This is a genomic window from Flavisolibacter ginsengisoli DSM 18119, from assembly GCF_900129295.1.
Classification (GTDB): Bacteria; Bacteroidota; Bacteroidia; order Chitinophagales; family Chitinophagaceae; genus Flavisolibacter; species Flavisolibacter ginsengisoli.
In genome coordinates, this window is record NZ_FQUU01000002.1 from 299,905 (window position 1) to 325,269 (window position 25,365).

The window sequence follows — 25,365 nt, forward strand, 5'->3', positions numbered from 1 at the left end:
ACGGCTTAAGTTAAAGTACATGCAGAAAGTTTTCGAAGCGGACAGGTACTTATTCCAATTGGTCAATAATAAATGGAGCAATCCTTACTTTGATACCTTAATGCCCTTGGTTCGAAATGCCAATTTCTGGATTCCATTGTATCTTTTTCTTCTTGTTTTTGCCCTGTTTAACATTCCAAAAAGCGGTTGGTTTATATTATTTGTGGTGTGCACCGCTGCTTTAACGGATGTATTAAGCAGTCACATCATTAAGAACCATATATTTAGGCTTCGGCCTTGCCAGGACCCCTCACTGATTGGCACTATCCGGGTTCTGGCTAGCTATTGTCCCCAAAGTTCCAGCTTTACCTCATCTCATGCTGCAAATCATTTTGGTCTGGCCACTTTTGCCAGCGTTACGCTTTACCGTTATGCAGGCAAATGGATCTACCTGACCTACCTCTGGGCATTTCTCATTATCTATGCGCAACTTTATGTGGGCGTACATTACCCCATTGATGTTTTTTGTGGAGCTCTATTGGGTGTAATGGCAGGACTTTTGACTGCATGGATATATCAAAAAAAATGGGCTGGCCCTAACTTAGATAACCAAATTTGATAATGGAAATTTTAATATTGCTGGGATTAATCATACTAAATGCAGTTTTTGTAATGTCTGAAATTGCCTTGGTTTCTGCCAGGAAACCAAGGTTGGAAAGCATGGCAGAGAAAGGGGATAAAAAAGCCGGTGTGGCTTTAAAATTATCGAATAATCCTGAATTATTTCTGTCGGCCGCCCAAATCGGGATCACCTTAATTGCTATTTTAACCGGCGTCTATTCCGGTGAACGCTTTAGTGTATACCTTGAACCATCTATTCATAAAATTGATGCCTTACAAGCTTATTCTAAAACAATTTCAACTACAATAGTTGTAATAATTGTCACCTTTCTTTCTATTGTATTTGGCGAGCTAATACCTAAAAGAATAGGTTTGCTTAATGCAGAACGAATAGCAAAGATAGTTGCGCCAATTATGCACGGTTTTGCCAGGTTTACACATCCTATTGTTTGGCTCCTTAACAGAACTAGTAATCTTTTCTTTACCATTTTCAATATCCGTAGAACTAAAGATGAAACAGTGACAGAAGAAGAAATAAAGGCTATTATTTCTGAAGGAACTGAATCAGGCACTATTGAGGAAGAAGAAAAAGAAATGATTGAGAGAATATTTCATTTGGGAGACAGAAATATTACTTCTCTCATGACCCATAGAAGTGATATCATCTGGTTCGATATTAATGATAATGAAGAAAATATCCGGGAAAAGATAGTACTGGAACCCCATTCAGTATATCCAATTTGCGATGGAGAAATAGACAATATAAAGGGAATGGTCTCAATAAAAGACCTCTACATTATTGATGATTTTACATTATTTAAAGATGTAGTTCAGCCAGCCATGTTTGTACCGGAGAACAATACTGCATACCAGGTAATGGAAAAATTCAAGGAAACCAAAAGCCATTCATGCTTTATTGTAGATGAATATGGAAGTTTACAGGGTATGATCACATTGAATGACATCCTTGAAGCAATTGTTGGTGATATACCTCAAACAGGCATACAGGATTACGAGATCGTGGAAAGGGAAGATGGAAGTTACCTGGTGGATGCACAGATCCCTTTTTATGATTTTTTAAGCCGGTTTGGCAAAGCAGATTGGGCAAGCAATGAAGAATATTCTTTTGACACGTTAGCCGGATGTATTCTTCAGGAACTTGAAAGGATCCCCAAAACAGGTGATAAATTATCCTGGAGGGGTTTTGAAATAGAAGTAATGGATATGGACGGACATCGTATCGATAAGGTTATGGTTATACCTGGGAAGGAAATAACAGATGAAATGGAAGAAAATGAATAGATATCATGCTAAATTCTTACATGCCTTTTAATACTTAAAATAGGAAGCTGGCCCGTGTTGCAGGATAATCAAGTTTAGTACTTTGGCGCCTGCCATTAACTACAACATGAACTATATTGATCTGGCCATCATTAAAATCATGAAGAAGGGAATTTACAATATCTACCTTTTTACAGGTAGAAACTCCATTTACCTGGAAATAGCAATAAGCAGACTCCTTATCTTTTTCGTAACCGATATATGAAAGCTTAACAGGTTTACCTTCTATAAAAACAGATAAATGCTTAGAGACATAATCAGGAATTAATTTATCTAAAACAACTTTACTTATCCCATCAGAAAAATCAACAGGTGTTTTATAATCCTTATTCAAGGTTGTTTCAAAATCTTCTGCAAATAATTTACAACTTATCTCAAGCGTCTTCTCTTTTGAATTTTGGTTAATCTCCGTAACAGATATATAAAACGGATGATAAGCAACTTTATCAGAAGGAAAGCCAGTAAAAACCGGATTTGACAAGATTTGTTGTTTATTTGGCGTAAACGAGGTTCCCCACCAAAGTATACTTAAGGCAAACCATTTATATATTTTAACAACCATTAGCAAAGTTTATTTTTCATTTACAAAAGTCTGGTTTATTTTGAACCCTTAACTGTAAAAAAGGTTAAAACAGCCTAATTCTCAAGGTATGGAAGAAGAACTATCTTTTTTCATATCCTTACTTTCACAAGAAATGAATGACTTTGTTTTTTACTTTAAGATTGGTTGGGAACATATAATCAATATAGAAGCCCTCGACCATATTTTTTTTATAGCGGCTCTAGCTGCTGTGTATATGCTTAAAGACTGGAAGCAAGTTTTGGTTCTTGTAACAGCTTTTACTCTAGGACATACCATTACTTTGGTTTTGAATTCGCTTGACTTCATTGAAGTTTCCTCTTCCTGGGTAGAATTCCTGGTGCCTTGTACTATAATATTCACTGCAGTATCCAATTTGTTCCTGAAAAATTTCTCATCCCGCGCCATAAGAATCAATTATTTCCTAGCCTTGTTTTTTGGTCTAATACATGGATTGGCCTTTGCCAATACATTGCGAATGATTATTTCACAGGACCAGAGCTTTGCTTTGTCTATGTTTAGTTTTAGTGTTGGCCTGGAGATAGGCCAAATTCTCATAGTTTTTTTAATACTGTTGTTAGCAGAAATTTCAGTTGGGCTCTGGAAATTAACAAGACGCGACTGGATAATTTTCCTGTCTTCAGCTGTTATGGCACTAGCTATTGAAATGGCAGCTGAAAGGTGGCCTCATCAAAAAGATCATGCTAATAGGATTTCAATAGGTAATACGTATCAAAAAAGTGTATACTGACTACCCAAATTTTGGTCAAGGAATTATCTATATTAAATTTTCTGATAGAAATAAAAAATGTTGAAGTTTCTGTAAGGATATTAGTTTGTAAAAAAACGTATTTACTTTTTAACACTATAAATAATAAAAGCACATGAAGAAGGTTTTCTTGTTTTTTGCATCAGCCGGGCTCATAGCCACTGCAAATGCACAAAACATTCAAAACAATCCAGGCTCAAATCATGCCAACAAATTTGAGCAAATGGGTACTAGCCTCCCGACTCCAAATGAATACAGGACGGCAAGTGGAGCTCCGGGACCTAAGTACTGGCAACAACGTTGTGATTACGATATCAAGGCAACCCTTGATGAAAAAAATCTTAAATTGACTGGCAGTGAAACGGTAACTTACTTTAACAACTCTCCTGATGTTCTTACCTATTTATGGTTACAGTTGGATGAGAATCAGCATTCCAAATCTAAAAATGCTAATTATCAAAACAGTAATAGCATGCCTCAAAATGCCACTTTACAGCAAATAAAGGCAATGGAGGATAACAATAAGGAAAATGAGTATGGAGTGAACATTGTTAAATTATCTGATGCCACAGGTAAATCGCTAAAGTATACAGTAAATAAAACGATGATGCGTGTGGACTTACCTGCGCCTTTAAAACCAGGCCAGAAGTTCATATTCACATGTGACTGGAATTATAAGATTGCCGACCGTATGACTTTAGGTGGTCGGGGTGGATATGAATATTTTCCTGAAGACGGTAATTATTTGTTCACTATGACCCAGTGGTACCCGCGTCTTTGCGTGTATAGCGATTTCCAGGGTTGGCAGAATCACCAGTTCACAGGCCGTGGAGAATTCGCCCTGACCTTTGGAAACTTCAAGGTTCAAATGACAGTACCTGCAGATCATATTATTGGATCAACAGGTGAATGCCTGAATTACCAGCAGGTTTTAAGTCCTTCACAATATAGCAGGTGGCAAAAAGCTCAAACTACAAAAGAGCCAATTGAAGTAGTAACCCTCGCTGAAGCAACATCTGCTGAAAAACAAAAAAGCACTAAAACAAAAACCTGGATATTTAAGGCAGAAAATGTAAGAGATTTTGCCTGGGGTTCTTCAAGAAAGTTTGTTTGGGATGCAATGCCAACAACTGTAGAAGGCAAAAAGATCATGTGTATGAGCTTTTACGGAAAAGAAGCCTATGGTTTATACCGTAAATTCTCTACCAAAGCAGTAGCACATACCATCAGGAGTTATTCTAAATTCACTATACCTTACCCCTACCCTGTAGCCCAAAGTGTAGAAGCTGCAAATGGAATGGAATATCCAATGATATGTTTCAATTATGGCCGGACAGAAAAGGACGGCACTTATAGCGAGAATACCAAATATGGAATGCTGGGTGTAATCATACATGAAGTAGGTCACAATTTCTTTCCTATGATTGTGAATAGTGATGAACGCCAGTGGAGTTGGATGGATGAAGGTCTTAATACATTTGTAGAATACCTCACAGAAGAACTATACGACAATAAGTTTCCTTCTCGTCGCGGACCAGCCTTTACCATTACAGATTACATGAAATTGCCAAAAGACCAGTTGGAGCCTATTATGACCAACTCAGAAAACATTATTGGTTTTGGTCCAAATGCTTATAGTAAACCTGCCACCGGTCTTAATATTTTGCGAGAGACAATTATGGGACGCGAATTATTTGATTATTCATTTAAAGAATACGCCCGTCGTTGGGCATTCAAACATCCAACACCAGCTGACCTTTTCCGCACAATGGAAGATGCCAGCGGGGAAGACCTTGACTGGTTTTGGAGAGGATGGTTCTATAGTACAGATGCAACTGATATCTCGCTTGATTCGGTAAAATACGCCCGTGCTGTAGCCTCTAAAGAATTGCCAGCCAACAGACGCCGTGGAGGTAATGAAAGCAATATGCAATCCTTACCAAAGCCTGTTGTTAATTCTTTTGATGATATTTCCAAGATCAGGAACCGCCAGGATCCAAATATTAAATTCCAGACAGATGTAGATACCTCTCTCCGTGATTTTTACTGGAGATATGACAGGGGACTGGAACCTTATGATTCTACAAAATATGAGGTAGCCTCTAGTGGACCTAATGTAGAAGTTTTGAATGATGCTGAACAGCAGGAAGTGGCCACAAAATATTTCTACGAATTAAGCTTTACCAATAAAGGTGGTCTTGTAATGCCAATCATTATAGAATGGACGTTTAAAGATGGATCTAAAGAAGTGGACAGGATACCAGCACAGGTATGGCGACTGAATGAAAACCATGTTACCAAGTTCTTTATGAAAAATAAAGAGGTAGCCGGTATCAAATTAGACCCAATGCGCGAAACAGCAGATATTGATGAAAGCAATAATTCCTGGGGAAATGTTCAACAGGAACCTTCAAAGTTTGCTGTATTTAAAGCCAAACAAGGAGCAGCCCGTGGTCAAAGCCAGGGGATCAATCCTATGCAAAAAGCAAAAGAAAAGAAAGATTTCTAAGCTATAATTCCATAAACAAAAAGACCACCCCGAGGGTGGTTTTTTTGTTTCAATTAGAATAGAATGAATTTATCAGGTACTATTTTACTTTGTGTCTAAAATTTCCATTCTGGCAGAAGCATTATTTCTGATAGCGATTCGCCCCTCTTTTCCCATGCTATAGTAAAAAGTCCATTAGTGATGACAATAAAATTTACCGGAACACTCATGTTATAGCGCAAAACCTGCTGAAGCACATTTTCATTCAAACTTACCTGTGGAGCCTTACACTCTATCATCATCCATGGCTTATGGTTAGCATCATAAACTAAAACGTCAAAACGCTTTTTTAATTCATTCAGTTGTATTTCCTTTTCTACAGCTATTAATGAAGAAGGATACCCTAAACCCTGTACAAGGTAATTTATGAAATTCTGACGAACCCATTCTTCTTCTGTCAAGAGCAGCCATGATTTACGTATAGCATCAAAAACGAAGCGCTTTTCACCCTCATTTCTGATACTGAATTGCGGCTCAGGAAATTGAACTGCTATCATGCATCAAACCTAATCATTAAATTCGTAGCCATGAAGACTAAAGATGATATCGTTCACAATTGGCTGCCGAGATATACGGGACAGCCCCTTGAAGATTTTGGAAAGTATATATTACTTACAAACTTCAGTAATTATGTACAACTATTTGCAAAATGGCATGATGTTAAGATAATAGGTACTGATAAGCCAATGCAATGCGCTACGGCAAATGGTATTACAATTATAAATTTTGGTATGGGTAGCCCTACAGCTGCAACTGTAATGGATCTTTTAACTGCCATTCAACCTGAAGCAGTATTATTTCTTGGAAAATGCGGAGGCCTGAAAAAACGAAATAAATTGGGTGACCTCATTATACCTATTGCAGCAATAAGAGGTGAAGGAACATCTAATGACTACTTCCCAATGGAAGTTCCCGCCCTTCCAGCGTTCGCATTGCAAAAAGCCATTTCAACTACCATCCGTGAATATGAGGTAGACTACTGGACTGGCACTGTATATACTACCAACAGGAGGGTTTGGGAACATGATGAAGAATTCAAGGAATATCTCCAAAAGATCCGGGCTTATGCTATTGACATGGAAACGGCTACTATCTTTTCAGTGGGTTTTTATAATAAGATCCCAACCGGGGCATTGTTGTTAGTCTCAGATTCGCCCATGACCCCAGAGGGTGTTAAAACCGAGGAAAGCGATAAAAAAGTAACCGAGCAATTTGTAGAACGACATATTCGTATAGGTATAGATTCATTAAAGCAGTTGATCAATAATGGACTCACTGTTAGACACCTTCGTTTTTAATTACTGCACATGAAACTATCAATCTTCCTCGTAGTTATTTTCTCCACCTGGTCATGTAATACAATGAAACATGCCAGTAGTTCCTGCTTTAAGGGCAGGCTGGAGATCAAAGGAGCTTGTATGAACTATACTATAAAGCTGCTTCAAGGTGACCTTGATACAACTCTTATAGTAAAAAGCTGGATAAATGAAAGTACAGGGAGATCTTATTCAAATGTATTTGCATTAGGTAGCAGGTGTTCGTTCCCAGGGGATATACGGGAAGGGCAGGAATTTTATTTTGTCCTTGATACATCTACTGTGCAAAATTGCGCAGTATGTATGATGTATTATCCTGTTCCTTCCAAACAATTATCTATTAAGGTGCTTCCGGAAGCATGCAAATAAGTTATTTGATGAATCCAATTATTAGCATTCGTGATCTGTCTATTGATTTTGTGAAGGAAGGGGAAACAACCCAGGCCGTTAAACACATTTCATTTGATGTGCATAGGGGGGAAATTGTTGGCATTGTTGGAGAAAGTGGTTCTGGAAAATCTGTCACCTCACTTTCCATTTTACAACTTCTGCCTGCGCCACCTGCAAAATATCCCAATGGTGAAATCTTATTTTCCCAGGAGGGGTTGGAGATTGTAGACTTGCTACACTGTTCCAAAGCATCTATACAGGAGATCAGGGGACATAGGATCGGAATGATATTCCAGGAACCTATGACTTCACTCAATCCAGTAATTACCTGTGGCAAGCAGGTGATGGAAGCTTTACAGGTTCATAAAAAAATATCTTTTGCTAAAGCAAAACAACAAACTATTGAATGGTTTGAAAAAGTAAAATTACCTGACCCTTTGACTACTATTAATAAATATCCCCACCAATTAAGTGGTGGCCAGAAGCAAAGGGTTATGATCGCCATGGCCATGTGTTGCAATCCTTCACTACTAATTTGTGATGAGCCCACCACCGCATTGGATGTCACTGTTCAAAAAACCATTCTATCTCTGATCAAAGAACTGCAGCAGCAACAAAACATGGGTATTATATTTATTACTCATGACCTTGGAGTTGTAAAGGAAATAGCCGACAAGGTGATTATAATGTATAAAGGTGAAATAGTTGAACAAAATTCTACAAGCAATATATTTTTACACCCTGAACATCGCTATACAAAGGCACTGATTGCCTGTCGCCCGGCTTTGCATTCAAAAGGAGAAAAACTTCCCATAGTCAGTGACTTCATGGAGAAGAAAAAAGAAAATGTCATTTCTAAGCAACCTGCTTCAGTAAGCATTCCAAAAAAGGAAATAGTCATGGAGGTGAGAAACCTGGTGGTTCAATATCCTTCCCGTAGTAACTTTTTGGGTAAAATAAAAAGCCATTTTACAGCGGTAGATCATGTCAGCTTTACTATCCTCAAAGGTGAAACTTTAGGTTTGGTTGGTGAATCAGGATGTGGAAAAACAACACTTGGACGGACAATTTTAGGGCTTATTGAGCCTACCGGTGGAGAAATACTTTATGATGGAAAGAATATCACTCACTTAACTAAAGATGAGATCAAACAACTAAGGAAAGATGTGCAGTTAGTATTCCAGGATCCTTACTCTTCTCTTAATCCTCGCCTTACAATTGGGGCAGCCATAGCAGAACCCATGAAAATTGCGGGTCTGCACCAGGACAGCCATACCAGAAAACGCCAGGTAGCTAAACTTTTAGACCAGGTCAATCTCTCGGGAAAAGTTGCAGATCGCTATCCCCACGAATTCTCAGGTGGCCAAAGACAACGTATAGTAATTGCAAGAGCATTAGCTTTAAACCCCAACTTCCTTGTTTGTGATGAATCCGTTTCGGCGTTGGATGTAAGCGTTCAGGCCCAGGTATTGAATCTGCTAAATGAATTAAAGAATGAACTGGGGCTAACATTATTATTTATTTCTCATGACCTTTCTGTGGTTCGTTTCATGAGTGATCGAATCATGGTGATGCATAAAGGCAAAATTGTAGAAGAAGGCATTTCGGAAAATATTTACAATAATCCCCAAAATCCATATACTCGTGAATTATTGCAATCAGTGCCTGGTACCTGATTGAAACTAAGAAAATAGTTTGCAGAAAGTAATGCCATAAATATCAGAATTCAAAAAATTATTATATAAGTCTTAGTAGATATTTATAAAAAACTGGCCGGTTTTTTATAAATATCTTATTTTTGCGGCCTTTAAGCCAAATGACCTTCCCCGGTGCCGTAAGACCGAGGTGTAAATGTTAAGGGTTATAAGCACAAGGATATTCCCTGGCTTCCCCTTCTCTTGCCCCTGCACACTGCCCCGATCAAGTCCGAGGCTATACATAAATACTAAAATAGTCCATGAAGCTTTCACAATTTAAGTTTGACCTTCCCTTAAATCTAATTGCCCAACATCCTGCTAAAAAACGTGAAGATGCCCGAATGATGGTTGTACATCGTAAAACGGGACAAATCGAAAACAAATTATTTAAGGATATACTCGAGTACTTCGATGACAAAGACGTTTTTACTGTAAATAATACAAAGGTTTTTCCCGCAAGAATGTATGGCCGTAAAGAGAAAACAGGCGCAAAAATCGAAGTATTCTTATTACGTGAGTTAAATAAAGAACATCGTCTCTGGGATGTAATTGTTGATCCCGCAAGAAAGATACGCGTAGGCAACAAATTATACTTTGGCGATACCGAGGAACTGGTGGCTGAAGTAATTGATAATACTACTTCACGTGGTCGTACCATCAAGTTTCTTCATGAAGGTTCTGAAGATGAATTCAGGCTGGTTCTAGAAAAATATGGAGAAACCCCATTACCAAAATATATCAAGCGCAAGCCGGATGAGGAAGACCGCGAACGTTACCAGACTGTTTATGCAAAGCATGAAGGTGCTGTAGCTGCCCCTACCGCAGGGCTGCACTTTAGCCGCGAACTTATCAAGCGTTGTGAGATCAAGGGCATCCGCTTTGCCGAGGTAACCCTCCACACTGGCCTAGGTACTTTCCGTCCTATTGAAGTTGAAGATCTCAGTAAACATAAAATGGATGCCGAATATTACCGTATTGAAGATGCTGCCTGCAATATTGTAAATAAGGCAAAAGAAACGAGTCATCGGATCTGTTCTATAGGCACTACAACAATGAGAGCACTGGAATCTTCAGTAACTGCACAAAAACTTTTAAAACCTTCAGAGGGATGGACAAATATATTTATTCATCCTCCTTACGACTTTAATATTGCGGATTCATTAGTTACCAATTTCCATCTTCCAAAAACAAGTTTGTTGATCATGACCTGTGCATTTGCTGGTTATGACCTTACAATGGAAGCTTATAAAAAAGCAATTAAGGATAAATACCGCTTCTTCAGTTATGGTGATGCCCTGCTGATCGTTTAACAAGTTTTGATATAATTAAAAAAACCTCCTTATTGGAGGTTTTTTTATTATTTCCTTATAATTTATTTCTACAATCCAAACAAACCACTGTTTAATTGTTGCAACACTTTTTTCTTTTCATCAGCTGCCACAAGCACAGAAATATTGTGTATACTTCCGCCATAGGAAACCATGCGAACATTAACATTAGCCAGGCAGTCAAAAACTTTCTTTAGGGTATTGGCATCGGATGCTATCTCATTTCCCACAATGGAAACAATTGTTTGATTTCTGTCTACTGCAACCGTACTGAATACTTCCAACTCCCGAATAATATCAGGTAGTGAAGTTTGATTATCTATCGTCAAAGAAACAGCTACCTCTGAAGTAGTAATCATATCAATGGGTGTACGATATTTTTCAAACACCTCGAAAACCTTTCTCAAAAATCCATACGCAAGCAGCATCCTGCTACTCTTAACATTAATGGCAATGATCCCATCCTTGGCAGCAACTGCCTTAACACCTTTGGAGGCTGCTTCCTCAGCTATTAATGTTCCTTTTGCAGATGGTGCCATGGTATTTAAAAGCTTTACAGGCACCTTATACTGTTGTGCAGGCCATATGGAAGCAGGGTGAAGAATTTTAGCTCCAAAATAGGCCAACTCCGCAGCTTCATCAAAGCTCAATTGTTCAATGGGAACAGTTTTATTTACAATCCGTGGATCATTATTATGCATCCCATCAATATCTGTCCATATTTCACACACGGAGGCCTTGATAGCTGCTGCTATCAGAGAAGCACTATAATCGCTTCCGCCCCTTTTCAAATTGTCAACCTCTCCTTTTGAATTCCTGCATATGTAACCCTGGGTGATAAATAAAGACTTCTGTCCAAATTGCTTTAAAAGCCTGTTCAACTTTTCTCTGATCACTTCCACCTGTGGTTCATCATTTGCATCAATGCTCATGAACTCCAGTGCAGGCAGCAATTCATGGTCTATTCCCTTCTCCGATAAATAAACACTGAATAATTTGGTGGAAAGCAGCTCGCCCTGCGCCAGGATATCCTTATTGAGCGCTTCATTATAAGATATGCGTAATATAATATTGAGGAACTCAAAATGCTCCTTTAAAATATTCTCAGCCTTCTGTATTGAGACTGGCTGTTTAACCAATTCAGCAACGAATTTTTTATATTGATCTTCTAATTGGTCAATCTTGCTTTTTGCTAACTCCTTATCTCCATTGGATAAAGCAGTTCCTATTTCTACCAAAGCATTTGTTGTTCCTGAAACAGCACTGAGTACTACAATCTTTGGCTCATTATCAGTGGTGATAAGAGTGGCAACATCATGCATACGTGCCGGCTTACCTACAGAGGTACCACCAAACTTCATTACTTTCATTTCCTAAAACCTTTATTTGGCCGCAAATATAGGCCTACCAATTTTTTCAGGACTTGACATTAACCATTTCTACTCCAAATTTTTCCGCCAGGTATTTCAGGTCGTCCACCACGGGTCCTAGCAATGGAATCCCATTGATCATGCGTACATTTTCCATTTCTCTCTCAGGGTCGCCAGGAATGATTACTTTTTCGAACCCCGAAGCTGGCCTGGCTTCCCGAAAGCGTTTTATCCATTGGTCCATGTGTTTTTTAAATTCTTCAGCAGGTCGGAAAGCATCAATACGCATGGCACCAAAGAAATGCCCGATACCTTTGCCTGGCATATAGGTAGGCATAGGAACATAGGCAGGAAAAGGGGGAACCCAGGGACCATAATTGGCACCACTTAGTACCGCGGAAAATATATCAACAATAGCCCCAAGAGCATACCCTTTATGACTTCCATGTTCTTTATCTCCACCAAGTGGCAATAAAGCACCTCCGGCCTTTAATTCATGGGGATCTGTAGAAGATTTCCCTGTTTTGTCCTGTATCCATCCGGGAGGCGCAACGCCACCCTTTCTTTGCAATATTTCCAATTTACCATTGGCAGCGGTAGTAGTAGCCATATCCGCCACAAATGCTGGTTGTTCCCCGGCAGGGATCGCAACACAAATGGGGTTTGTTCCCAGTAACCTTTCTACAGAGAAAGTAGGTGCAACAAGTGGGCTGGCATTGGTCATTGAAATACCTATCATGTCTTCTTCCAGGGCCATCATTGAATGATACCCGGCAATACCAAAATGATTACTGTTTTGAACACTCACCCAACCTGTGCCCACCTGTTTCGCTTTTTCAATTGCTATCCTCATAGCCTTAGGGGCAACTACTAATCCTAACCCGCTATCTCCATCCACTGTGGCAGTAGAGGGCGTTTCGTGCAGGATTTTTATTTGAGGGCAGGCATTGACCCTTTTTGCATCCCACAAACGGACATATCCACTTAAGCGTGCTATTCCATGGGAATCCACTCCTCTTAAATCTGCAGAAAGTAAAACCCGGGAAGCTAATGCTGCATTTTCTTCATCACAACCTATTTGAAGAAAAATATTCCTTGCAAAATCCAATAATTGCCTGTAACTGAAAATCTGGGACATGCGCAAAGAAACAACAAAACGGGGAAGCGATAAAAGCCCTTGCTTTACAACACCATGTTCATCAAATGCTTATAATAAAAAAATGCTCCCGTTTCCAGGAGCATTTTAATTAATACTTAGACTTGCGAAATAAGTTATTTTTAGAATGGAAGGTCGTCTGCAACATCATCAACGCTGGCAGGTGCTGAAGATTCCTGCCGACTGGCTGAAGGTGCTTCATACTGGCTGCCGCCTCCGCCTACATTATCTCCTTTACGTCCCAGCAATTGAACTTCTCTTACTCTTAAAGAAAGAGAGGCTCCTGCTGTACCATCTGCACGGGTAAAGCTTCGAACTTCAGGTGCACCTTCCACAAAAACCTGTGTACCTTTTTGAAGGTATGGGGCCACCGCTGTTCTATCAGTCCAGTAGGCACAATCAACCCATGTCGTTTTCTCCTGGTTATTGCCTTGGCTGTCCTTGTACTTTTCAGTATGGGCTACTGTAAAGTTGATTACATTTCTTCCGTTTACTGTGTTTACTACGCAATCTTTTCCAAGATTGCCAATTACTTGCATTTTAATCATAGTGCTCAATATTAGGCGGAAAAGATACGGATTTTTGGCCTCTTTAACACCTCAGAAAATATAAGAAAATTGTTATTCTTTAGCCCCCATCGAGGCAAGAATTTGTCAATCTCCGAAGGCTATCCTGGCTGCTAATATAGCCCTCCTGATTAATGCAATTGTTTATCGTTAAAACCCTAAAATTTAGGCGGTGGTCATTATATTTACCATCAATCTTTACTTATGAATAGATTTCTGATTAGTTGCCTTTCACTCCTTATATTCAACAGTTCTTTTGCAGGCAAAGTTGATACCGTTAGTATTTACAGCAATGCCATGCATCGTTCTTACAATTGTGTGGTTATTACTCCGGATTCTTATAAAAAGAAAGAGAGTTTTCCAGGTATATACTTATTACATGGTCATTCAGGGGCTTACAATAATTGGATTAAAAAAGTGCCCAAATTGAAAGAATATGCTGACCAGTACCAGGTGATCATCATTTGCCCTGATGGAGCTTATAGCAGTTGGTATTTTGATAGTCCTGTAGATAGTACAATGAAATTTGAAACTTATATTTCAAAGGAAGTACCGGCATTTATAGACGCTCATTACAAAACAATTAAGGATCGCCTTGGAAGGGCAATAACTGGTCTTAGCATGGGCGGACATGGTGGGTTATTCCTTGGGTTCAGGCATTCAGATTTCTTTGGTGCCTGTGGAAGTATGAGTGGGGCACTTGTTATTGATTATATTACTGATCCCCATTATGAAGTTGACAAAAGGCTTGGCGATACCTTAAAGAACAGGCATTACTACAAAGAACTATCTATTATGCATGAAATGGAACATTTCAGAAAAGATTCATTGGCAATAATCATGGATTGTGGTACCGAGGATTTTATTGTTCAAATGAGCAGGGAAGCACATAAGAAAATGCTTGATCTTAAAATCCCTCATGACTATATTGAAAGGCCAGGAAAACATGATTGGGCTTACTGGTCTAATGCTATACAGTACCAGCTTTTATATTTCCACAATTTTTTTGAACAGTATACAAGCAGGCAAAAAGAAACTGCTTTAACCAGCTCAAGGAGATTCTAAAAGCAGGAATTATCACTTCCGCATAATAATAAAGGCAATATGATTAAGTGCCTTTATTATTATCCGCCGGTGCTTCCGGTGCGCACTTTTATTTTCTTCTTACCGGCATTCTTTTTTTCAAAATCCAGGACAGCCTGGGGTTTTGACATTACTTTCTTTTCGTCCTTTTTTACCGTGGCTTCGCCAGTGGCTGGATCAATTGGCGCCATATCATCTTCAACAACCTTTGGCTTTTCTTTTGGCTTATCCATTACCCATTCTTCTGTCTTTTCAATAGTTCCCATTTGTGGATCATAGAATCGCCATGTTCCATTCTTGTATGAGTTAGGTTCAACCTTTATTGCCTTTCTTCCCACAACTTTTGTAGGGTCCTGCAAATCGTACACATTGACAGTATCATAAGGATTTTTAGGGTCTATGGCTCTCCATGATTCTTCCCTCATCAATTCACCCTGGTAGTTAAAATATGTGTTCTTGCCATCCTTATATCCATACCTGTAGTTTTCAATAGCGATCAGATCACCCTCTAAAGAAAAACGGCGCCAGGTGCCCTCTTTTTTATCATTCCAGAATATTCCTTCTTCCTCATATCCTCTTTCACCTCTCAGGTCATCTATATGCACCACCCAGGGACCTTGCTTCTGCCCCTTCATATCAATACGGTTTAAGGTGTCGCCCTTTGCTCCAATAATATAGTTTTTCCATTGAGCCTGTGCAGAGACAGAGATCAACAGGATAAGAATGAATAGGTAGCGCATAGTTTAGTATGTTTGGAATCCTTTAAACGTACAAAGGAAGATTTTATGCATTCAAAATTAACTTATTGTCTCCCTATCCTTACCCTTCTCCTCGTTACAATTTTGTCAAATGCACAAGTCGGGTACACTCCGGGTGATATTCGTTTGAAAAGCTTAAAGCAAAGGCAGGCACTGGTAGAAAGGTCCTTAGTAAATAATGTCAAATTCCGTAATATCGGCCCTACAGTCATGAGTGGCAGGGTTGATGACATTGAAGCCAATCCCGACGACCCTACCGAATTCTATGTTGCCTACGCTTCAGGAGGCTTGTGGCATACCACTAATAACGGGCAATCATTCACTCCCATTTTTGACAGTTCAGAAGTTATCAGCATTGGAGATATAGCAGTAAACTGGAAAACACGAACCATATGGGTAGGTACCGGAGAAGTAAACAGCAGTAGATCTTCCTATTCAGGTATCGGAGTATACAAAAGCAAGGATGAAGGTAAAACCTGGGAATACCTGGGGCTTCCGGAATCTCATCATATTGGAAAAATAGTGCTGCATCCTACTGATGACAATACGGCCTGGGTTGCGGTTTTAGGACATTTATATTCTCCAAATAAAGAAAGAGGCGTTTATAAAACCACAGATGGTGGCAAATCCTGGAAACAAACGCTTGCTATAGACGACAATACCGGGGCAGTTGACATGGATATAAATTTGCAAAATCCTGACGAGCTATATGCCACAGCCTGGTATCGCACCCGTAGGGCATGGAATTTTGAGGAAAGCGGGAAATCCAGCGGCGTATATAAAAGTATTGATGGAGGTACAACGTGGCAATTGATCTCAACGCCTGGATCCGGGTTACCTACCGGGGCTAATATTGGCAGAATGGGTGTGGCAGTATACCCAAAAGATCCTCAAATAGTTTATATCATTGTAGACAATCAACAGGCTAAGCCCGATACTGCAAAAAAAGATAGCCTGGTATATGCGATAAATGAATTAAAAGATTTGTCGGTTGAACAATTTGCAAACCTCGATGAAAAAAAGCTGGACACCCTTTTTAAAAGGAATGGTCTTTCTAAGAAATACAATGCACGAATGGTCAAAGAAATGGTTGCCCATAACCAGTTAAAACCAACATCATTGTACGATTATTTCTATGTAAATACAGGATTTGAATCAAACCCTATTGGCGCGGAAGTTTACCGGAGTGATAATGGAGGCAAAACCTGGAACAAGACAAATAAGGCAGAAATTCCCATTTTCTTTTCCTATGGATATTATTTCGCTAAGATCTATGTTTCTCCTTATAACCCTGATAAAGTCTTTGCCCTTGGTCTTACATCTCAGGTGTCACTGGACGGTGGCAAAACATGGAAAAGTATGGATAAGCAAAACGTTCACAGCGACCATCATGCATTGTGGATAGATCCTAAAAGAGATTCTCATCTTATCAATGGAAACGATGGAGGTGTCAATATTACTTATGATAATGGTGAGCATTGGTTCAAAGCTTATACACCAGCAGTGGGTCAGTTTTATAATATCACTGTAGATAATGATAAACCCTACAATGTATATGGTGGTTTACAGGATAATGGTGTATGGTATGTCCCGTCAACAAATTATCGTAATTCCTTTAACGGAAATGGCCAGACCCAATTAGAGGACAGGGCCAAAAATATTGGCGGTGGGGATGGAATGCAGGTTCAGGTTGACCTCCGCGATAATACGACCACTTATTATGGATCTCAATTTGGAAATTACTCACGAAGCAACCGCATAACAAAGGAAGGCACAAAAAACATTACGCCTAAACATGAGTTAGGGGAAAAGCCTTTAAGGTTTAACTGGCAGGCACCCATATTACTTAGTTCCCATAATAATGACATCGTTTATTTTGGAAGCAATAAGTTTCATCGCTCATTTAACCAGGGAGATACTATGATCGCTCTTACAGGTGATCTGACAAAAGCATCAAGAACTGGCAATGTTCCTTATGGCACTTTAACCACCATTTCAGAATCACCAATCAGGTTTGGGCTTATCTATACCGGTTCAGATGATGGTAATGTCTTTGTAACAAAGGATGCTGGTGCTAATTGGGAACTAATTAGTGCAAAACCTAAAAAGAAATCAATCCTTCCGCAAGAACGTTGGGTCAGCCGCATTTTCGCTTCCCGGTTTAAGGAAGGAAGAGTTTACCTTTCTTTTAATGGGTATCGCAATGATGATTTTGCTCCTTATCTATTTATAAGCAATGATTATGGAGCCACATGGAATATGCTTGGAAAAGATCTTCCCATGGAGCCGATTAATGTTGTCAAGGAGGATCCTAAAAATGGAAACATTATATATGTAGGAACTGATGGCGGCCTGTATGTAAGTTTCGATAATGGAAGATCTTTCATGGCATGGAATGCCGGGTTGCCTAAATCAATTCCTATCCATGATATTGCCTTCCAGGAAAGAGAGAATGAAATAATCCTGGGCACCCATGGACGCAGCCTGTATGTTGCATCTTTAGATAAGATCCAGGAGGCAGCTCCAAAACCATAAACATTCTAACTGCTTTCTTGGTAGGGCACAATACAGATCACATAAATAATCCGGAGACTTTATTAAACCATTACCGGGACTAAAGAATTATACATGATATGATTGATATTGATGTATAAAGCATTTACATCAATTCATACTTACGGTATATCTTCCAAGCATACCATTTCTTGATTGTCCGTCAATTGATTTGGATTCTATGCCAATAAAGTATTTATCAGGTGCTAAAGACACAGATGCAGACAGACTTCCGGCATCATCAATACTCTTTACACAAACTCCCTGCTTGTTATAGATCTTCATTCTCAATGCGAGGTTAGCTCCCTCACCATTTCCTAAACACTTCGGTTCGGCCTTTATTATCGAAGCACCATCTTTTACATCCATATAAAAGTAGTCTATGTCTGATCCATTATTTATAATTCCTTCCGCTTTCTCCTGGAACTTATCGGACCGTTGCATTTCAGAATTCTCATCCGGTTTCAGACCTAAAACATTTGATATAATGGCTACATCATCCTGTATATTATTATAACCATTTGCTGTTGGCCCCTTATACCAGGTGGTTACATTTCGGTAATAACCTATGCCCATAATAGGTGCCCATCCAATCCGGCCGTCACCCACTCCTTCATTGTATTCAGAAATAAAATTTCCTGAATTATCATATAGTGCCTGGTGTTGAAGGTTTAATGTATGTCCTAGTTCATGTGATATTGCCTCAGCAATAAACTTTTCATTGTAACTAAGCAAGGTGCTAAAAACAAAACACGGTGTGTTATTGCCCCATGTAAATGAATTATTATAGGAAGTGCCACCTACCACTCCAAACCAGTCCCATGTTTCTGTGATGATAACACGCATTCTTTTCTGGGGGCTTGTAGCATTATATACATTTTCATCAGTAGTCACCACAACATTAAATGGAGAAAAATCTTCGCTAACCCTATCCAGTATTTTATCTTCATCAATAGCAGCAACATTAGCAGGGGCACAATTGATTGGACCTGAAATATTCCACAAAGTATTTGTTACTACCTGGCCGTCAAAGTCCAGGTATATTGTTGCATTTGGAGGTGTAATAGTACCAGTTTGTTTTGGTTTCTTCTTAAATCCACTGACATCAGCCGATGGAGCCCGCCTTGTTGTATTAAAAACCTGCAAACCGAATTTACAAGCCTCTGGTTTTGAAATAACTTTAGTTTCTGAAACAGGTGGTTGAACTGCAGCAGGTGTTTCAAGGTTCTTTTTTGTGCAGGATATTATAAGTATCAGGAGCACTACAGGTGAAATTCTCATAAATATTCCTTCATTTACCTTCCGGTATGGAATCATGGTCAGCTGGAACTTGAGGTGATCAGGATTTCAAAAGGAAGTGGCTTTCTAAATTTAATGAATTTATATATGATAAAAAGGAAAAATGTGCCAATTCTTTTTAGCCTGTAAATACTATTAAATTAAGCTCATCCTTATGAAGAAAGGTGTAGAAGTGTGGAATTCTCTTGACAATAGGCTTTCACCTAACCATAAATGGGTATTTATTTTTCAACGTTACCAAACTATGTAAATCTTAAAATATTTTGAATCGCTCTACACATGACCGCTCTAATGCTTCCCTGTCATCCGGATGTGCAATATTGATCAAAGCCCTTGCCCTTTGTCGCAGGTTCTTTCCAAATAAATAAGCAATTCCATACTCTGTTACTACATAATGTACATGCGCCCTGGTTGTCACTACCCCTGCACCGGACTTTAATACAGGCACTATACGAGGCACTCCCCTGGCTGTTCGTGATGGTAATGCGATAATAGGCTTTCCTCCTTCACTCAATGCAGCACCACGCATAAAATCCATTTGTCCGCCTACGCCGGAAAATTGGTAGGTGCCAATGGAATCAGAACATATTTGCCCGGTAATATCAATCTCTATGGCGCTGTTGATAGCCACCATTTTGTTATTCCGCCTTATAATATGAGGATCATTTACATAATCGATATCCAAAAACTGGAAGGCAGGATTATCGTCAACGTAATCATAAAGTCTTCGAGTTCCAAGGGCAAAGCCAGCAACGGCCTTATGGGGATGAATGCGCTTATACTTATTGTTAATAATATCCTTTTCAAAGAGATCAACAATTCCATCTGAACACATTTCTGTATGAATTCCAAGATCCTTATGCCCGGCTAATGAATGAAGCACTGCATCGGGAATAGAGCCAATACCCATTTGAAGGGTACTCCTGTCTTCTATAAGAGAAGCAACATATTCACCAATGCGCATTTCAGCAGGTCCTGCCTTTTCACCAAAACTAGTTTCATACAGAGGTTCATTACAATCCACCATTGCATAAAAACGGCTGCTGTGTATCAAACCATCACCATGGGTCCGGGGGACGTTGGGATTCACCTGAGCCACTACATATTTGGCTGTATTGACTGCCGAACGGGCAATATCTACTGAAACCCCCAGGGAGCAATACCCATGTATATCAGGAGGTGATACCTGCACAAGAGCGACGTCAATAGGCAGGATATTCTGTTTGAACAGTTCAGGTATTTCACTCAGGAATACGGGCACATAATCAGCCAATCCTTCATTTACAGCATTTCGTATAGCTGCAGATACAAAAAGAGAATTGATCTTAAAACTATCAACCAACCCGGGTTTATCTACATATATATCACCATAAATACTGATAAAGACTAATTCAACATCTTTAAGACGATATGATTGCTTGGCAAGTGCCCTTAATAAACACGTAGGTGTCTGGGCACTCCCCTGTACAAACACCCGGTTACCTGATTGAATAATTTCAAGAGCCTCTTCTGGTGTTTTAAAGACAATGGGAACTTTCATACTAATGCAAAATGACAAAATAAAAAGATGACCATGTATGATTAATATTATATAATAACCTAATTATGATCAAATTTGCAGGCATAGCTTTAGTATAGAAAGGAAATAGAAATTTAGTTGCATGCAGCCAAAGGCAAAAGAGATCCGATATTTTTTTTACAGCCAGGCTTTTGCCGATGGCCTAAGAACCACTATTTCCATCCTGCTACCCTCACTAATACTTTCCTATTTTAAACTTCTTAATGCAGGTTTAAGTATTTCCCTGGGCGCATTATGTGTTAGTCTTGCCGATGCACCAGGACCTATGATACACAAACGCAATGGGATGCTCTTTGCTGCCGTCTTTGTATTTATCATTACGTTGCTCACTTCCCTGGCCAGTGCTAATGTCTATACCATGGGCATATTGATCTTATTGTCTACTTTTTTTTTCTCCATGTTCAATGTGTATGGTGTCAGGGCAAGTGCCGTAGGTAGCGGGGCCATTCTTGCCATGATATTGACAATGGATAAAATCGTTCCTAAACCACAGATCTTAAGTGAGGGTATATTGATCCTTCTTGGGTCTATGTGGTATTTCCTTGTTAGCATAGCGTTTTACAAGATCCAGCCTTACAGGGCAGGTCAAAGAATTCTTGGTGAATGCATCCGTACCATTGCAACCTTTCTTTCAATCAAGGCCGATTTTTATAATCCCAAAACAGACCTGGAAAAGGATTATTCTAAAATGGTTGCACAACAGGTGGCTGTCAATGAAAAGCAGGATGCGGTAAGGGAAATATTATTCAAAACCCGGCAGATCGTCAGTGAAAGTACAGCAACGGGGAGGAAATTGGTTTTAACCTTCGTTGAAACCATAGATCTTTTTGAAGACATCACAGCCACTTATTACGATTATGCTTCCTTGAGAAAAAAATACGAGAACACAGGCGTACTGGAAAAAATTTCCTGGTTTATTAAAGATGTGGCCTTTGAACTGGACCAGATGGGAATAGCCATCCAGGTGAATAGCCCATATAAACAACGTTTTGATTTTGAAAAACAACTTCTTCAATTGAAAGAAGACATAAATGAAACTGGCAAAGAAGAAGGTGCAAGTAACCTTGTTTTGAGAAAGATACTTGTCAATGTTAGAAGATTGGTGCAGCGGGTGCTGGAACTGCAGGAATACTTTGAAAAAGGCGCTCCCGGAAAAGAAAAAACCACTTTAGACCATTCCCATTTCGTTACCCACCAATCTCTTGATCCAAAAATATTCCTTGACAACCTATCCTTACAATCTTCTGTATTTAAACATGCCTCACGGGTGGCGATAGCCTCTATATTCGGATATATATTCGTAAACCTTTTTGCCTACGGACATCATAGTTATTGGGTGTTGATGACCATAGTCTTTATGCTGAAACCTGCTTTTAGCCTGACCAAGCAAAGAAATATAGAACGGATAATAGGCACTGTCATTGGCGGATTATTAGGGATAGCTCTATTACTTTTCGTTTCAAATAAAGAAGTACTCTTCGGTATTATGGTAGTGTTAATGATCCTCAATTATTCATTGGTAAGGATCAATTACCTGGCAATGGTACTGTGCCTGACACCATTTGTACTAATCCTGTTCAGTCTTTTAGGAGTCAGTGTACTGGATGTAGCCAAAGAAAGAATTCTTGATACTGTATTGGGCTGCACTATAGCATTCAGTGCCGGATACTTTTTATTCCCAACATGGGAAGCAGAGCACCTGAAAGGTTATTTATTAAAAATGCTACAGGCAAATAAAGAATACCTGAACAAGATTTATGAGGGGCTTTGTGGCAAGCAGATCAACCTGCTTGAATATAAATTGGTCAGAAAGGAAGTCTATGTGAGCTCTGCCAACGTAGCTGCTGCATTTCAACGCATGCTGTCTGAGCCTAAAAACAAACAAAGGAATAGCAAAGTCATGCACCAATTCGTGGTTTTAAACCATATCCTTTTCTCTAACATCGCCACAGTGGTTACTTCCCTGCTTAATAAAACTCCAGCGGGGCATGCACCAATATTGATCCAATCCGTTAAGCGATCTACTGTATTAATCAATCAAACTATTGACAAGGTGGGCGGAGAGAATTCATTAAAGAATGAAAGACCTGTCGAGTCCATTCCACAATCAATGACGAGCCTTACTGCGGATGATCAATTAATTAAAGACCAGTTGGATTTTATTCAGCGGGTAATCATAGACCTTGATAAAACAACCACCCAACTTATTTCATCAAAAAATACTGAATAGCCAGCTCATATCCTTTCAGGCCCAGGCCTATTATACTGCCTGCCGCTTTGCCGGACACATGTGATAGTTTCCTGAAATCTTCCCGGGCATGCACATTCGAAATATGCACTTCAATCACAGCCGTGGTGATGGCAGCAAGTGTATCACCTATTGCCACTGAAGTATGAGTGTACCCACCTGGATTTAGAATGATCCCATCATGATCAAAACCAACCCTTTGCAGTTCATTGATCAATTCACCTTCAACATTGCTCTGAAAATAATGCAGATCTATTTGAGGGTATTTCTTTTTTAAACCTTCAAAGAATTGTTCAAAAGAGGTGGAACCATAGATACCAGGTTCACGCTTTCCTAGTAGGTTTAAGTTAGGCCCATTAACGATGGAGATCTTCATGCTCACGAATTTAATTCATCTGGGGTTAGAAGACTATAGATATGTAAACTTATATAGCGACCATTTTTTACTTCACAATCCTGCATGGTTCCTTCATGAGTAAAACACATTCTTTCCAAAGATTGCATACTGGAATTGTTTCCTGCTTCCACAAAAGCCTCAAGGCGATGTATGCCTTTCTCATGCTGCCAGTAATCAATAACCGCTTGCATTGCCTCTTTCATAAATCCTCTTTTCCAATAAGCCGGCAATAACCAAAAGCCTAATTCTGCCCTATTGTGCTCTATTTTGTAATGATATACAGAGATCACTCCCATGGGCTTTGCAGAAGCCTTATCAACGATCTTCCACGAAATGCCGGTTCCCTTTTCCATCATTTGGGTATACCACTCCATCTGCACGGAGGTTGCTTCCAATGAATTGTATGACACGCCATAGAATGGTATTACGTCAGGATGACTCAGTCCCTCAAAGATAAATGGTTGGTCAGCCCGTAGAATTTCTTGCAGTACCAGGCGTTGGGTAAATAATTCCGGAAACATAAAAAATCCCGCATTTGCGGGACTTAAAATTAAGCGATATGCTTTTGAATCATCTCAATAAATTCATCAAAGAGATAACGGCTATCGTGAGGACCAGGTGTACTTTCGGGATGGTATTGCACTGAGAAGGCTGGCTTTCCCTTCACACGAATACCCTCAATTGACTGGTCATTAAGGTTAACATGCGTAATCTCAATATTTTCCGCTTTCCTCACTGCTTCAGGATCTACACCAAAACCGTGGTTTTGTGTAGTGATTTCACACTTACCGGATATCAGGTTCTTTACAGGGTGGTTCATGCCTCTATGGCCATGGTGCATTTTAAATGTTGGAATATCATTAGCCAGGGCTAAAATCTGGTGACCCAGGCAAATGCCAAATGTTGGTTTTTCTTCTTTAAGAATACCTCTCATAGTAGACACCGCATATTCCATGGATGCAGGATCCCCGGGACCATTACTGATAAAATACCCTGAAGGGTTGAAAGCTTTCAATTCTTCCAAAGATGTCTTTGCAGGAAACACCTTTACATAGGCACCTCTTTCCACCATACAATTAAGGATATTCTTCTTGGTGCCATAATCAAGCACAGCTATCTTAACCGGTGAAGCAGGGTCGCCCAATTCATAAGGCACCTTTGTGCTCACAATGGAAGCCAACTCTAAACCTGACATGTCAGGTACTTCATTTAATTTATCCTTTAATACCTGCGGATCAAGTATTTCAGAAGAAATGATGCAATTCATTGCACCCTGGTTCCTTATTTGGGAAACCAATGCACGGGTATCTACACCTTCTATGGCTACAATATTCTGTAATTTCAGGTATTCATCAAGCGACATCTGCGCTTTTCGGCGGGAAAACAATTCTTCCAGGTTTCTTCCTATCAAGCCCTTGATTTTGATGCTGTCACTTTCCACATCTATATCAGCAACTCCATAGTTTCCGATATGAACAGTATTCATAATAAGCACTTGGCCATAGTAACTTGGATCAGTAAATACTTCCTGGTAGCCTGTCATTCCTGTATTAAAGCAGATTTCCCCACCTGTGGTGCCAATAGCCCCAAAGGCCTTACCATAACAGGTTGTACCATCTGCCAGAACTAAAATTGCTTGTCTTTGTTCCATTGATTATTTTAAAGATTATGCAAAGAAAAATATTCAAATAATTTACCAACGTTAAACTTATCCACGCTCCTGAATTTTTAGCAAATCCTATAGCTGGAGCATAAAAAAAGGCAAGATTAAAAAATCTTGCCTTGAT

22 protein-coding genes are annotated in these 25,365 nt (G+C 39.4%); 11 read left to right on the forward strand and 11 right to left on the reverse strand.

Going from position 1 to position 25,365, the window contains the following annotated elements:
* The first annotated feature begins 19 nt into the window (after positions 1-19).
* Both BUA53_RS03395 and BUA53_RS03400 read left to right on the forward strand, forming a co-directional pair.
* Positions 20-598 carry a phosphatase PAP2 family protein gene (locus tag BUA53_RS03395; protein ID WP_072833836.1) on the forward strand — a complete coding sequence of 193 codons (579 nt, stop codon included), beginning with the start codon at positions 20-22 and terminating at the stop codon, positions 596-598.
* Between the two features lie 2 nt (positions 599-600).
* Positions 601-1,902: a hemolysin family protein gene (locus BUA53_RS03400; RefSeq protein WP_072833837.1), complete on the forward strand. Its 1,302-nt coding sequence runs from the start codon at positions 601-603 to the stop codon at positions 1,900-1,902.
* 34 nt (positions 1,903-1,936) lie between these two features.
* On the opposite strand, the gene BUA53_RS03405 is transcribed toward BUA53_RS03400, so the two are convergent.
* Positions 1,937-2,503: a DUF6702 family protein gene (locus BUA53_RS03405; RefSeq protein WP_084079785.1), complete on the reverse strand. Its 567-nt coding sequence runs from the start codon at positions 2,501-2,503 to the stop codon at positions 1,937-1,939.
* Positions 2,504-2,591: 88 nt separating this feature from the next.
* Here BUA53_RS03405 and BUA53_RS03410 point away from each other — a divergent pair, with 88 nt between their 5' ends.
* Together BUA53_RS03410 and BUA53_RS03415 are read left to right on the forward strand one after the other, a co-directional pair.
* Complete coding sequence (locus BUA53_RS03410) at positions 2,592-3,272, forward strand: HupE/UreJ family protein (RefSeq protein WP_072833838.1); 681 nt, start codon at positions 2,592-2,594, stop codon at positions 3,270-3,272.
* Positions 3,273-3,405: 133 nt separating this feature from the next.
* Positions 3,406-5,799 (forward strand): M1 family metallopeptidase, encoded by a 2,394-nt coding sequence (locus BUA53_RS03415; RefSeq protein WP_072833839.1) that lies wholly within the window; start codon positions 3,406-3,408, stop codon positions 5,797-5,799.
* Between the two features lie 95 nt (positions 5,800-5,894).
* Here the strand turns inward: BUA53_RS03415 and BUA53_RS03420 are convergent, their stop codons facing one another.
* Complete coding sequence (locus BUA53_RS03420) at positions 5,895-6,335, reverse strand: type I restriction enzyme HsdR N-terminal domain-containing protein (RefSeq protein WP_072833840.1); 441 nt, start codon at positions 6,333-6,335, stop codon at positions 5,895-5,897.
* 30 nt (positions 6,336-6,365) lie between these two features.
* On the opposite strand from BUA53_RS03420, the gene BUA53_RS03425 reads away from it, so the two are divergent.
* The 4 genes from BUA53_RS03425 to queA all read left to right on the forward strand — a co-directional run bounded on the left by BUA53_RS03425 (position 6,366) and on the right by queA (position 10,551).
* Complete coding sequence (locus BUA53_RS03425) at positions 6,366-7,136, forward strand: AMP nucleosidase (protein ID WP_072833841.1); 771 nt, start codon at positions 6,366-6,368, stop codon at positions 7,134-7,136.
* A gap of 9 nt (positions 7,137-7,145) precedes the next feature.
* Complete coding sequence (locus BUA53_RS03430; RefSeq protein WP_139256326.1) at positions 7,146-7,523, forward strand: hypothetical protein; 378 nt, start codon at positions 7,146-7,148, stop codon at positions 7,521-7,523.
* Between the two features lie 8 nt (positions 7,524-7,531).
* Positions 7,532-9,220 carry an ABC transporter ATP-binding protein gene (locus BUA53_RS03435; protein ID WP_072833949.1) on the forward strand — a complete coding sequence of 563 codons (1,689 nt, stop codon included), beginning with the start codon at positions 7,532-7,534 and terminating at the stop codon, positions 9,218-9,220.
* Between the two features lie 281 nt (positions 9,221-9,501).
* Entirely contained in the window at positions 9,502-10,551 is a 1,050-nt protein-coding gene (gene queA, locus BUA53_RS03440) for a tRNA preQ1(34) S-adenosylmethionine ribosyltransferase-isomerase QueA (protein ID WP_072833843.1), read from the forward strand.
* A gap of 68 nt (positions 10,552-10,619) precedes the next feature.
* Here the strand turns inward: queA and BUA53_RS03445 are convergent, their stop codons facing one another.
* From BUA53_RS03445 to BUA53_RS03455, 3 genes are all read right to left on the reverse strand, one after another.
* Positions 10,620-11,939, reverse strand: a complete 1,320-nt coding sequence (locus BUA53_RS03445) for an aspartate kinase (RefSeq protein WP_072833844.1) — start codon at positions 11,937-11,939, stop codon at positions 10,620-10,622.
* Positions 11,940-11,985: 46 nt separating this feature from the next.
* Complete coding sequence (locus BUA53_RS03450) at positions 11,986-13,077, reverse strand: Ldh family oxidoreductase (RefSeq protein ID WP_072833950.1); 1,092 nt, start codon at positions 13,075-13,077, stop codon at positions 11,986-11,988.
* Between the two features lie 140 nt (positions 13,078-13,217).
* Positions 13,218-13,643: a single-stranded DNA-binding protein gene (locus BUA53_RS03455; RefSeq protein WP_072833845.1), complete on the reverse strand. Its 426-nt coding sequence runs from the start codon at positions 13,641-13,643 to the stop codon at positions 13,218-13,220.
* Between the two features lie 222 nt (positions 13,644-13,865).
* Here BUA53_RS03455 and BUA53_RS03460 point away from each other — a divergent pair, with 222 nt between their 5' ends.
* Complete coding sequence (locus BUA53_RS03460; protein ID WP_072833846.1) at positions 13,866-14,726, forward strand: alpha/beta hydrolase; 861 nt, start codon at positions 13,866-13,868, stop codon at positions 14,724-14,726.
* A gap of 59 nt (positions 14,727-14,785) precedes the next feature.
* Here BUA53_RS03460 and BUA53_RS03465 read toward each other — a convergent pair whose 3' ends face one another.
* Positions 14,786-15,484, reverse strand: coding sequence for a toxin-antitoxin system YwqK family antitoxin (locus BUA53_RS03465; protein WP_072833847.1), 699 nt, complete (start codon positions 15,482-15,484; stop codon positions 14,786-14,788).
* A gap of 45 nt (positions 15,485-15,529) precedes the next feature.
* Between BUA53_RS03465 and BUA53_RS03470 the strand changes: the two genes are divergently transcribed.
* Positions 15,530-18,037, forward strand: a complete 2,508-nt coding sequence (locus BUA53_RS03470; RefSeq protein ID WP_084079787.1) for a VPS10 domain-containing protein — start codon at positions 15,530-15,532, stop codon at positions 18,035-18,037.
* A gap of 129 nt (positions 18,038-18,166) precedes the next feature.
* Here BUA53_RS03470 and BUA53_RS03475 read toward each other — a convergent pair whose 3' ends face one another.
* Positions 18,167-19,336 carry a M57 family metalloprotease gene (locus BUA53_RS03475; protein ID WP_139256327.1) on the reverse strand — a complete coding sequence of 390 codons (1,170 nt, stop codon included), beginning with the start codon at positions 19,334-19,336 and terminating at the stop codon, positions 18,167-18,169.
* Between the two features lie 271 nt (positions 19,337-19,607).
* Positions 19,608-20,894: an acetyl-CoA hydrolase/transferase family protein gene (locus BUA53_RS03480; RefSeq protein ID WP_072833850.1), complete on the reverse strand. Its 1,287-nt coding sequence runs from the start codon at positions 20,892-20,894 to the stop codon at positions 19,608-19,610.
* Positions 20,895-21,015: 121 nt separating this feature from the next.
* Here BUA53_RS03480 and BUA53_RS03485 point away from each other — a divergent pair, with 121 nt between their 5' ends.
* Positions 21,016-23,163 carry an FUSC family membrane protein gene (locus BUA53_RS03485; protein ID WP_072833851.1) on the forward strand — a complete coding sequence of 716 codons (2,148 nt, stop codon included), beginning with the start codon at positions 21,016-21,018 and terminating at the stop codon, positions 23,161-23,163.
* Here the strand turns inward: BUA53_RS03485 and BUA53_RS03490 are convergent.
* From BUA53_RS03490 to carA, 3 genes are read right to left on the reverse strand one after another with little or no spacing between them, the layout of a single operon-like run.
* Positions 23,138-23,557 carry a type II 3-dehydroquinate dehydratase gene (locus BUA53_RS03490; RefSeq protein ID WP_072833852.1) on the reverse strand — a complete coding sequence of 140 codons (420 nt, stop codon included), beginning with the start codon at positions 23,555-23,557 and terminating at the stop codon, positions 23,138-23,140. The two genes, BUA53_RS03485 and BUA53_RS03490, sit on opposite strands and share 26 nt — an antisense overlap.
* Before the next feature lie 2 nt (positions 23,558-23,559).
* Positions 23,560-24,099, reverse strand: coding sequence for a GNAT family N-acetyltransferase (locus BUA53_RS03495; RefSeq protein ID WP_072833853.1), 540 nt, complete (start codon positions 24,097-24,099; stop codon positions 23,560-23,562).
* 29 nt (positions 24,100-24,128) lie between these two features.
* Complete coding sequence (gene carA / locus BUA53_RS03500; RefSeq protein ID WP_072833854.1) at positions 24,129-25,229, reverse strand: glutamine-hydrolyzing carbamoyl-phosphate synthase small subunit; 1,101 nt, start codon at positions 25,227-25,229, stop codon at positions 24,129-24,131.
* Between the last annotated feature and the right edge of the window lie 136 nt (positions 25,230-25,365).

Bases quoted from the DNA above. Each gene is read 5' to 3' on its own strand.
- queA (WP_072833843.1), top strand. From the start codon at position 9,502: ATGAAGCTTTCACAATTTAAGTTTGACCTTCCCTTAAATCTAATTGCC.
- BUA53_RS03460 (WP_072833846.1), top strand. From the start codon at position 13,866: ATGAATAGATTTCTGATTAGTTGCCTTTCACTCCTTATATTCAACAGT.
- BUA53_RS03480 (WP_072833850.1), bottom strand. From the start codon at position 20,894: ATGAAAGTTCCCATTGTCTTTAAAACACCAGAAGAGGCTCTTGAAATT.
- BUA53_RS03395 (WP_072833836.1), top strand. From the start codon at position 20: ATGCAGAAAGTTTTCGAAGCGGACAGGTACTTATTCCAATTGGTCAAT.
- BUA53_RS03495 (WP_072833853.1), bottom strand. From the start codon at position 24,099: ATGTTTCCGGAATTATTTACCCAACGCCTGGTACTGCAAGAAATTCTA.
- BUA53_RS03420 (WP_072833840.1), bottom strand. From the start codon at position 6,335: ATGATAGCAGTTCAATTTCCTGAGCCGCAATTCAGTATCAGAAATGAG.
- BUA53_RS03405 (WP_084079785.1), bottom strand. From the start codon at position 2,503: ATGGTTGTTAAAATATATAAATGGTTTGCCTTAAGTATACTTTGGTGG.
- BUA53_RS03425 (WP_072833841.1), top strand. From the start codon at position 6,366: ATGAAGACTAAAGATGATATCGTTCACAATTGGCTGCCGAGATATACG.
- carA (WP_072833854.1), bottom strand. From the start codon at position 25,229: ATGGAACAAAGACAAGCAATTTTAGTTCTGGCAGATGGTACAACCTGT.
- BUA53_RS03485 (WP_072833851.1), top strand. From the start codon at position 21,016: ATGCAGCCAAAGGCAAAAGAGATCCGATATTTTTTTTACAGCCAGGCT.
- BUA53_RS03470 (WP_084079787.1), top strand. From the start codon at position 15,530: ATGCATTCAAAATTAACTTATTGTCTCCCTATCCTTACCCTTCTCCTC.
- BUA53_RS03400 (WP_072833837.1), top strand. From the start codon at position 601: ATGGAAATTTTAATATTGCTGGGATTAATCATACTAAATGCAGTTTTT.
- BUA53_RS03490 (WP_072833852.1), bottom strand. From the start codon at position 23,557: ATGAAGATCTCCATCGTTAATGGGCCTAACTTAAACCTACTAGGAAAG.
- BUA53_RS03430 (WP_139256326.1), top strand. From the start codon at position 7,146: ATGAAACTATCAATCTTCCTCGTAGTTATTTTCTCCACCTGGTCATGT.
- BUA53_RS03450 (WP_072833950.1), bottom strand. From the start codon at position 13,077: ATGTCCCAGATTTTCAGTTACAGGCAATTATTGGATTTTGCAAGGAAT.
- BUA53_RS03410 (WP_072833838.1), top strand. From the start codon at position 2,592: ATGGAAGAAGAACTATCTTTTTTCATATCCTTACTTTCACAAGAAATG.
- BUA53_RS03455 (WP_072833845.1), bottom strand. From the start codon at position 13,643: ATGATTAAAATGCAAGTAATTGGCAATCTTGGAAAAGATTGCGTAGTA.
- BUA53_RS03445 (WP_072833844.1), bottom strand. From the start codon at position 11,939: ATGAAAGTAATGAAGTTTGGTGGTACCTCTGTAGGTAAGCCGGCACGT.
- BUA53_RS03435 (WP_072833949.1), top strand. From the start codon at position 7,532: ATGAATCCAATTATTAGCATTCGTGATCTGTCTATTGATTTTGTGAAG.
- BUA53_RS03465 (WP_072833847.1), bottom strand. From the start codon at position 15,484: ATGCGCTACCTATTCATTCTTATCCTGTTGATCTCTGTCTCTGCACAG.
- BUA53_RS03415 (WP_072833839.1), top strand. From the start codon at position 3,406: ATGAAGAAGGTTTTCTTGTTTTTTGCATCAGCCGGGCTCATAGCCACT.
- BUA53_RS03475 (WP_139256327.1), bottom strand. From the start codon at position 19,336: ATGAGAATTTCACCTGTAGTGCTCCTGATACTTATAATATCCTGCACA.